7 protein-coding genes and 1 pseudogene are annotated in these 7509 nt (G+C 65.0%); all 8 read left to right on the top strand.

Annotated elements, in window-relative coordinates; all coding sequences use genetic code 11:
• Positions 1–224: pseudogene (locus tag NKI99_RS33150) on the top strand (ABC transporter ATP-binding protein); the annotation flags it as partial.
• Between the two features lie 67 nt (positions 225–291).
• Entirely contained in the window at positions 292–1155 is an 864-nt protein-coding gene (locus NKI99_RS33145) for a branched-chain amino acid ABC transporter permease (RefSeq protein ID WP_352556025.1), read from the top strand.
• Positions 1156–1162: 7 nt separating this feature from the next.
• Complete coding sequence (locus NKI99_RS33140; protein ID WP_023808928.1) at positions 1163–2212, top strand: branched-chain amino acid ABC transporter permease; 1050 nt, start codon at positions 1163–1165, stop codon at positions 2210–2212.
• Positions 2212–3966: an FAD-dependent oxidoreductase gene (locus tag NKI99_RS33135; protein ID WP_128302305.1), complete on the top strand. Its 1755-nt coding sequence runs from the start codon at positions 2212–2214 to the stop codon at positions 3964–3966. Before NKI99_RS33140 ends, NKI99_RS33135 begins: the two co-directional genes overlap by 1 nt.
• A gap of 10 nt (positions 3967–3976) precedes the next feature.
• Positions 3977–4867, top strand: a complete 891-nt coding sequence (locus tag NKI99_RS33130) for an intradiol ring-cleavage dioxygenase (protein ID WP_128302306.1) — start codon at positions 3977–3979, stop codon at positions 4865–4867.
• Entirely contained in the window at positions 4867–5685 is an 819-nt protein-coding gene (locus NKI99_RS33125; RefSeq protein ID WP_128302307.1) for an SDR family NAD(P)-dependent oxidoreductase, read from the top strand. Before NKI99_RS33130 ends, NKI99_RS33125 begins: the two co-directional genes overlap by 1 nt.
• Before the next feature lie 63 nt (positions 5686–5748).
• Complete coding sequence (locus NKI99_RS33120) at positions 5749–7056, top strand: ABC transporter substrate-binding protein (RefSeq protein WP_128302308.1); 1308 nt, start codon at positions 5749–5751, stop codon at positions 7054–7056.
• A gap of 25 nt (positions 7057–7081) precedes the next feature.
• The coding region (locus NKI99_RS33115; protein ID WP_352613661.1) for an ATP-binding cassette domain-containing protein at positions 7082–7509 on the top strand (428 nt) is incomplete at its 3' end.

Genomic DNA, 7509 nt, shown 5'->3' with positions numbered 1-7509 from the left:
GCCTCGGCCTGGCGCCGGTCGTCATCCGCGATATCTACGCAGCCCTTCCCAAGATCCGCGAAGGAGGCGCCGCGATCGTGCTGGTGGAGCAGGATATCGGCAAGGCGCTGGCGGTGGCCGATCGCGTCTACTGCATGATGGAGGGCCGCGTCACGCTGGCCGCCAGGGCGGCCGAGGTCACGCGCGAAGACATCCATTCCGCCTATTTCGGAGTGGCGGCATGACGCGGCAACCGAGGCTCCGTCATTTGCTCGCGCAGTGCTCTTATGGCGTGATCGAGGTGGCGCGGCGATGATCTGGCTGGACACCCTCGTGCAGGGGATTCTGCTGGGCGGGCTCTATGCCTTGTTCGCAGCGGGGTTGAGCCTCGTCTTCGGCATCATGCGGCTGGTGAACCTCGCCCATGGCGACCTCATCATTCTTGCCGCCTATCTGGTGTTGATGGGCGTCACGCTGCTCGGCCTGTCGCCATGGATCGCTGCCCTGATCGCCATGCCGGTGATGTTCGCGCTCGGCTGGCTGCTACAGACAGTCATACTGAACCGCGTGCTGGGCAAGGACATCCTGCCGCCGCTTCTCGTCACGTTCGGCCTGTCGGTTGCCCTGCAGAACGGGCTGCTCGAGCTCTTTTCCGCCGACAGCCGCCGCATCCCGGTGGGCGCGTTGGAGGGGGCATCGCTCGATCTCGGGCTGGTCACGGTGGGGATCATGCCATTGATGACCTTTGCGTCGGCGATCGTGATGATCATTGCCCTGAACGGGCTCTTCTACCACACCGCCCTCGGCCGTGCCTTCCGCGCCACCTCGGACGACGCCGTGACGGCGGGGCTGATGGGGATAGAGCCGAAGCGGATTTTCGCGATCGCCACCGGGATCGCAATGGTCGTGGTGACGCTGGCGGCGCTCTATCTCGGCATGCGCGCGAACTTCGACCCCTCGATCGGGCCGGCGCGGCTGATCTATGCCTTCGAGGCGGTGATCATCGGCGGCCTCGGCAGCCTGTGGGGAACGCTTGCCGGCGGGATCATCATCGGCGTGGCGCAGACGTTTGGCGCCGCGCTGAATCCGGAATGGCAGATCCTGGCCGGCCACATCGCCTTCCTGGCCGTGATGCTGCTCAAGCCGCGCGGGCTTTTTCCGCGCGCAGTGGATTGAGGGCGGCATGTATCGACTGACAACCCGCACCCGCGCCGGAACCGTGACCGCGATCATCGTGCCGATCTTCATCGTCGCCGCGCTCGCGCTGCCTGCCGTGGCCTCGCGTGGCGTCATACAGGATCTCTTCTTCATCCTCACCATGCTGACGCTGGCGCAGATATGGAACCTGCTGGCGGGCTATGGCGGCCTGGTGTCGGTGGGCCAGCAGGCTTTCGTTGGCATCGGCGCCTATGCGATGTTCGCCGGCGTGATCCTGCTCGGCTGGAATCCGGTCCTGGCGATCCCGCTGGGCGGCCTTGCCGCTCTGGTGCTGGCGGTTCCGACGGCCTTCTTCGCGTTCCGTTTGCAGGGCGCCTATTTCGCCATCGGCACCTGGGTGATCGCCGAAGTGACGCGACTGCTGGTCGCGCAGTGGAAGGCGCTCGGTGGCGGCACCGGCACCTCGCTGCCGCGCGAGGCGACGAGCAGTATCCTGGGCACCGATGCGGTCCGGGCGCTGTTCGGGGTCCGCGAGGCCGCGGCACGCGATGTTATGGCCTACTGGCTGGCTTTGGCGCTGCTCGTGGCCGTGACGGGAGGCATTTATTGGCTGCTGCGCAGTCGCCTCGGGCTGGCGCTGGCGGCCGTGCGCGACAATGTCGACGCGGCGCAATCGGTGGGCGTCGATACCGGCCGGCTCAGATGGGCGGTCTTTCTGATCGCCGCGGCCGCCACCGGGCTGACCGGCGCGCTGATCTTCCTGCAGACGGCCCGCATCTCGCCGAGCGCGGCCTTTGCCGTCACCGACTGGACCGCCAACGTCATCTTCATTGTCGTCATCGGCGGCATCGGCACCATCGAGGGGCCGATCCTCGGTGTGCTGGTCTTCTTCGCGCTGCGCTCGGCGCTGGCCGATTACGGCAGCTGGTACTTGATGACGCTCGGCCTCATCGCCGTCGTCGTGATGCTTTTTGCGCCAAAGGGGCTGTGGGGGCTGATTGCGTCCCGCAAGGGCCTGCACCTGTTTCCGGTCCGCCGCAGGCTGACCGGTCCGAAGATCAAGGGAGGAATTTGATGGCGGATATCGAAACCGACGTGCTGATCGTCGGCACTGGCCCAGCCGGCTCGGCCACCGCCGCGCTGCTGTCCAGCTACGGCGTCGCCAACATGATCGTCAATCGCTATCGCTGGTTGTCGAACACGCCGCGTGCCCACATCACCAACCAGCGCACGATGGAAGTGCTGCGCGACCTCGGTCCGGATGTCGAGGCAGAGGCCATGATGCACGCCTCGCCGCAGGAGCTGATGGGCGAGAACGTGTTCTGCGAAAGCCTGGCCGGCGAGGAGATCGGCCGCATGAAGAGCTGGGGCATCCACCCGCTCTCGAAGGCCGAACATCTCCTGTCGTCGCCCTGCCTCATGAACGATCTGCCGCAGACCTTCATGGAGCCGATCCTGTTCAAGTCGGCGTGTGCCCACGGGACGCAAGCACGCATGAGCACGGAATATGTCAGCCATGTCCAGGACGGGGACGGCGTGACCACGACCTGCCGCGATCGGCTGTCGGGCAAGGATTTCACCGTGCGGTCGAAGTTCTTCGTCGGTGCCGACGGCGGCAACTCGCTGGTGGCCGAGCATCTGGGCCTGCCGCTCGAGGGCAAGATGGGCGTCGGCGGGTCGATGAACATCCTGTTCAGGGCCGATCTCTCGAAGTATGTCGCCCACCGACCGAGCGTCCTCTACTGGGTCATGCAGCCCGGCGCCGATGTCGGCGGCATCGGCATGGGTCTGGTTCGCATGGTGAGGCCGTGGACCGAGTGGCTGATCGTCTGGGGCTACGACATCAACCAGCCGCCGCCGGACGTGACGCCGGAACTGGCCACCAGCGTCGCGCGTCAACTGGTCGGAGATCCCGCGCTCGAGATCGAGCTCCTGGGCGCGAACACCTGGACCGTGAACAACTGCTTCGCCACGCACATGCAGAAGGGGCGGGTGTTTATCATGGGCGATGCCGCGCACCGGCATCCGCCCTCGAACGGGCTCGGCTCGAACACATCGATCCAGGACGGGTTCAACCTCGCCTGGAAGCTTGCCAAGGTCATCAAGGGGCAGGCGGGGGTCGGGCTTCTGGACAGCTTCTCGGCCGAGCGCGCACCGATCGCGCGCCAGATCGTGACACGGGCGAACCAGTCCATCGCCGAATTCGGACCGATCTTCGAGGCGCTCGGCATGGACGGCGGCGTGGATCACGACAAGATCCAGAGGAACATGGAGGCTCGCGCCGATGCGACGCCCGTCGCCGAAGCGCAGCGCGAGGCGCTCCGCAAGGCCATCGCCTTCAAGAAGTACGAGTTCGACGCCCATGGCGTCGAGATGAACCAGCGCTATGCCTCGGGCGCGGTGGTGACCGACGGCCAGCGCGAGCCGGCCTTCGAGAAGGATCGCGAGCTGCACTATGCGCCGACAACCTGGCCGGGCGCGCGCTTGCCGCATGTCTGGGTCTTCGAGCGCTCGGGCAGGAAGGTCTCGACGCTCGATCTTTGCGGGCATGGCGAGTTCACGCTGTTGACCGGCATTGGCGGAGAGGCGTGGGTCGCCGCGGCGGAGACGGTGGGCGCGGAGCTCGGTCTGCCGATCCGCAGCCATGTGATCGGCCCGCGCCGCGCGATCGAGGATCATACCGGCGACTGGGCCGGCGCACGGGAGATCCGCGACACCGGCTGCCTGATCGTCCGTCCCGACCACCACGTCGCCTGGCGCTCCGAAACGCTGGCGGCCGAGCCGGCGGCCGAACTGCGCCGGATCTTCAAATCCGTTCTGGCGCGCTGAGGAGGATCGCATGATCGACGAACACGAATCCGGCTATTTCACCGAAGCGAACTCGGCCGAGGTCGTGGTGGCGCGGAACAGGAACGCCAAGGACGAGCGGCTCAAAGAGGTGATGGAGGTCATCACCCGCAAGCTGCACGAGGCGGTGAAAGAGATCGAGCCGACACAGGAGGAATGGTTCGGCGCGATCATGTTCCTGACGCGGACAGGCCAGATCTGCAACGAGTGGCGGCAGGAATACATCCTGTTGTCGGATGTTCTCGGTATCTCGATGCTGGTCGATGCGATCAACAACCGCAAGCCGTCGGGCGCCTCGGAATCGACGGTGCTGGGACCCTTCCACGTCGCCGACGCCCCCGAGCTGCCGATGGGCTCCAACATCTGCCTCGACCAGAAGGGCGAGCCCATGTTCGTGCATGGCCGCATCCTCGATACCGAGGGCAACCCGATCGCAGGCGCCAAGATCGACGTCTGGCAGGCCAATGACGAGGGCTTCTACGACGTGCAGCAGAAGGGCATCCAGCCCGACTTCAACTTGCGCGGCGTCTTTCGCACCGGCACGGACGGGCGCTACTGGTTTCGGGGCGTGAAGCCCAAATACTACCCGATCCCGGATGATGGCCCAGTCGGCAAGCTGCTGGGCGCGCTGGGGCGTCACCCCAATCGTCCGGCGCATCTCCACTACATCGTCGAGGCCGAGGGCTTCGAAGCGCTGACCACGCACATCTTCGACCCGGACGACCCGTACATCGATTCAGATGCCGTCTTCGGCGTGAAGAAGAGCCTGCTCGCCGAATTCCGCAAGGTCGAGGACGCCGAAGCTGCCGCCAGGGTCGAGGTTGCGTCCCCGTTCTACGACGTGGAGTTCGATTTCGTGCTGTCGCGCAAGGGAGGAAACTGATGGCTGCACTTGAGAAGATGTTCGATGTCAGGGGCAAGTCGGTGATCGTCACCGGCGGCGCCAGCGGCATCGGACAGGCCTATGCCGAGATCATGGCCGAGCATGGGGCAAAAGTCTGCATCTTCGACCTGAACCCAACGGGGCTGGAGAAGACCGTGACGGCGATCAAGGCGGCGGGTGGCGATGTCTGGGGCGAGGCCGTCGACGTCGGCGACCGTGCGGCCATGGCCGCAGCCTTCGACAAGGTGGCCGGGAAAGCGGGCTCGATCGACGTGGTGTTCGCCAATGCCGGGATTGATGCCGGACCGGGCTTCAACACCCCGACGGGCGAAAGGAACCCCGAGGGCGCCATCGAGAACCTGCCCGACGAGCACTGGGACAAGGTGATCGAGATCAACCTGACCTCGGTCTACACCACGATCAAACATGCCGTCCGGCACATGAAGCCGAATGGCGGCGGCCAGATCATCGTCACGTCGTCCATTGCATCGCTGATCAACGAGAGCATCGTGGGCACGCCCTACATGCCCGCCAAGGCCGCGGTGAACCATCTCGTTCGCCACATGGCGATGGAGCTTGGCGCCTACAACATCCGCATCAATGCCATCCTGCCCGGACCGTTCATCACCAACATCGCCGGCGGTCGGCTGCGCAATCCGGCGGACCGCGAGGCCTTCGAGGCCCAGTCGCTGCTCGGTCGGATCGGCGACCCGGAAGAGATCAAGGGCCTGGCGCTTTATCTGGCGTCGCCTGCCGCTTCCTACGTGACGGGCTCGCTGATCGTCATCGATGGCGGCTCGCTGCTGCGGATGACCTGAACACGCTTTGAACTGAGACCGGTCCCGTGGGCCGGAGAAACTTAACCCAGGGAGGAACCGACGATGAGCTACTACAACAGACTGGTGAAATCGGGCTTGCGGCCCAGCCGTCGAAGCGTGCTGAAGGGGATTGGAGCCGGCGTTGCCGCCAGCACGCTGGGCATGCCGGCCTATGTGCGCGCCGCGACGGCGGGGAAGATCAAGCTGGGCTACCTCAGCCCCACGACCGGACCGCTCGCCCTTTTTGGTGAAACGGATGGCTACACATTGCAGAAGATCCGCGCCCTGCTCGGCGGCCAGCTGCAATGCGCCGACGGCAATACTTACGAGATCGAGATCCTCGATCGCGACAGCCAGTCCAATCCGAACAAGGCATCGGAAATCGCCGGCAATCTGATCCTGAACGACGAGGTTCATCTGCTCGTGCCGGCCTCGACCACCGACACGATCCTGCCCGCGGCCGAGCAGGCCGAGCTTTATGAAACGCCCTGCATTTCCTCCGGCGCTCCCTGGCAAGCGGTGATCATGCCGCGCGGCGGCGGCAAGCAGACCTTCGACTGGACCTATCATTTCTTCTGGGGCCTCGACGAGGCGCTGAACACCTTCGTCGGACTCTGGAACCATCTGGAGACCAACAAGAAGGTCGGGATGCTGTTTCCCCAGAACATCGACGGCGAGACCTGGGGCAACGACGAATATGGCCTGCCGGCGCCGACCCGCAAGGCCGGCTACGAGGTCGTGGTGCCCGGTTATTTCCAGCCGCGCACCAATGATTTCTCCGCGCAGATCGCCGAGTTCAAGAAGCAGGGCTGCGAGATCATCGGCGGCATCACCTATCCCGACGATCTGAAGACGTTCGTCACCCAGTGCAACCAGCAGGGCTTCAAGCCGAAGGCGGTCACGGTGGCGGCGGCGCTCCTGTTCCCGGGCGGTGTCGAGGCGATGGGGCCGCTTGGCAACGGCATGTCCTCGGAGGTCTGGTGGACCCCGGCCTTCCCGTTCAAGTCGTCGCTGACCGGGCAGATCAGCAGCGACATCGCCAGCCAATGGGAGGCCGATTCGAAGCGCCAGTGGACGCAGCCGCTGGGCTATTCGCATGCCTTGCTCGAGGTCGCGCTCGACATCCTGAAGCGCTCTTCCAATCCGCTCGACCGTGCGGCCAATCGTGACGCTCTGGTCGCTACCGATCTGCAGACGCTGGTCGGTCATATCAAGTTCGACGGCTCGCCCCACAAGAACATCTGCAAGACGCCGATCTTCGGCGGCCAGTGGGTGAAGGGTGAGAAATGGCCTTATGACCTGAAGATCGTCGACAACACGGTCAATCAGCTCTTCGCGCCGCAGCAGGCTATCCAGCCGATCGCCTGGTGACATGAGCGGGAACGCGGGCAGAGTTATGGGTAGGGAAATCCTGCTGAAAGCGCACGGCGTGTCGAAGTCCTTCGGCGCTGTCCGCGTCCTGCATGACGTGAGTTTCGACGTGCATAGGGGCGAGGTCCTGGGCATCCTAGGCCCGAATGGCGCGGGCAAAACGACGCTGTTCAACATGATCAGCGGCGATTTGAAGACGTCCGGCGGCGAGATCCAGCTCGGCGACACCGCGCTTCGCGGCGAGCCGCCCTTCCGGCGTTGCCAGATGGGGATCGGGCGGACCTATCAGATCCCGCGTCCCTATTCCGGCATGACCACCTTCGAAAACCTGCTGGTCGCCGGCGCGTTTGGGCGCCGCGGGGGCCGACATCACAGCAGAGGATTTATGGCCCCCCGGCAGCGCCGAGAGCATAATAAAAACACCCGCGCCACCCCACAGCCACCGATAGCGGG

Source organism: Mesorhizobium sp. M0239 (genome assembly GCF_040321815.1).
In the GTDB taxonomy this organism is placed as follows: Bacteria; Pseudomonadota; Alphaproteobacteria; order Rhizobiales; family Rhizobiaceae; genus Mesorhizobium.
Note: the sequence above shows the minus strand (reverse complement) of the source record. Positions and strands in the feature narration are given on the sequence as shown.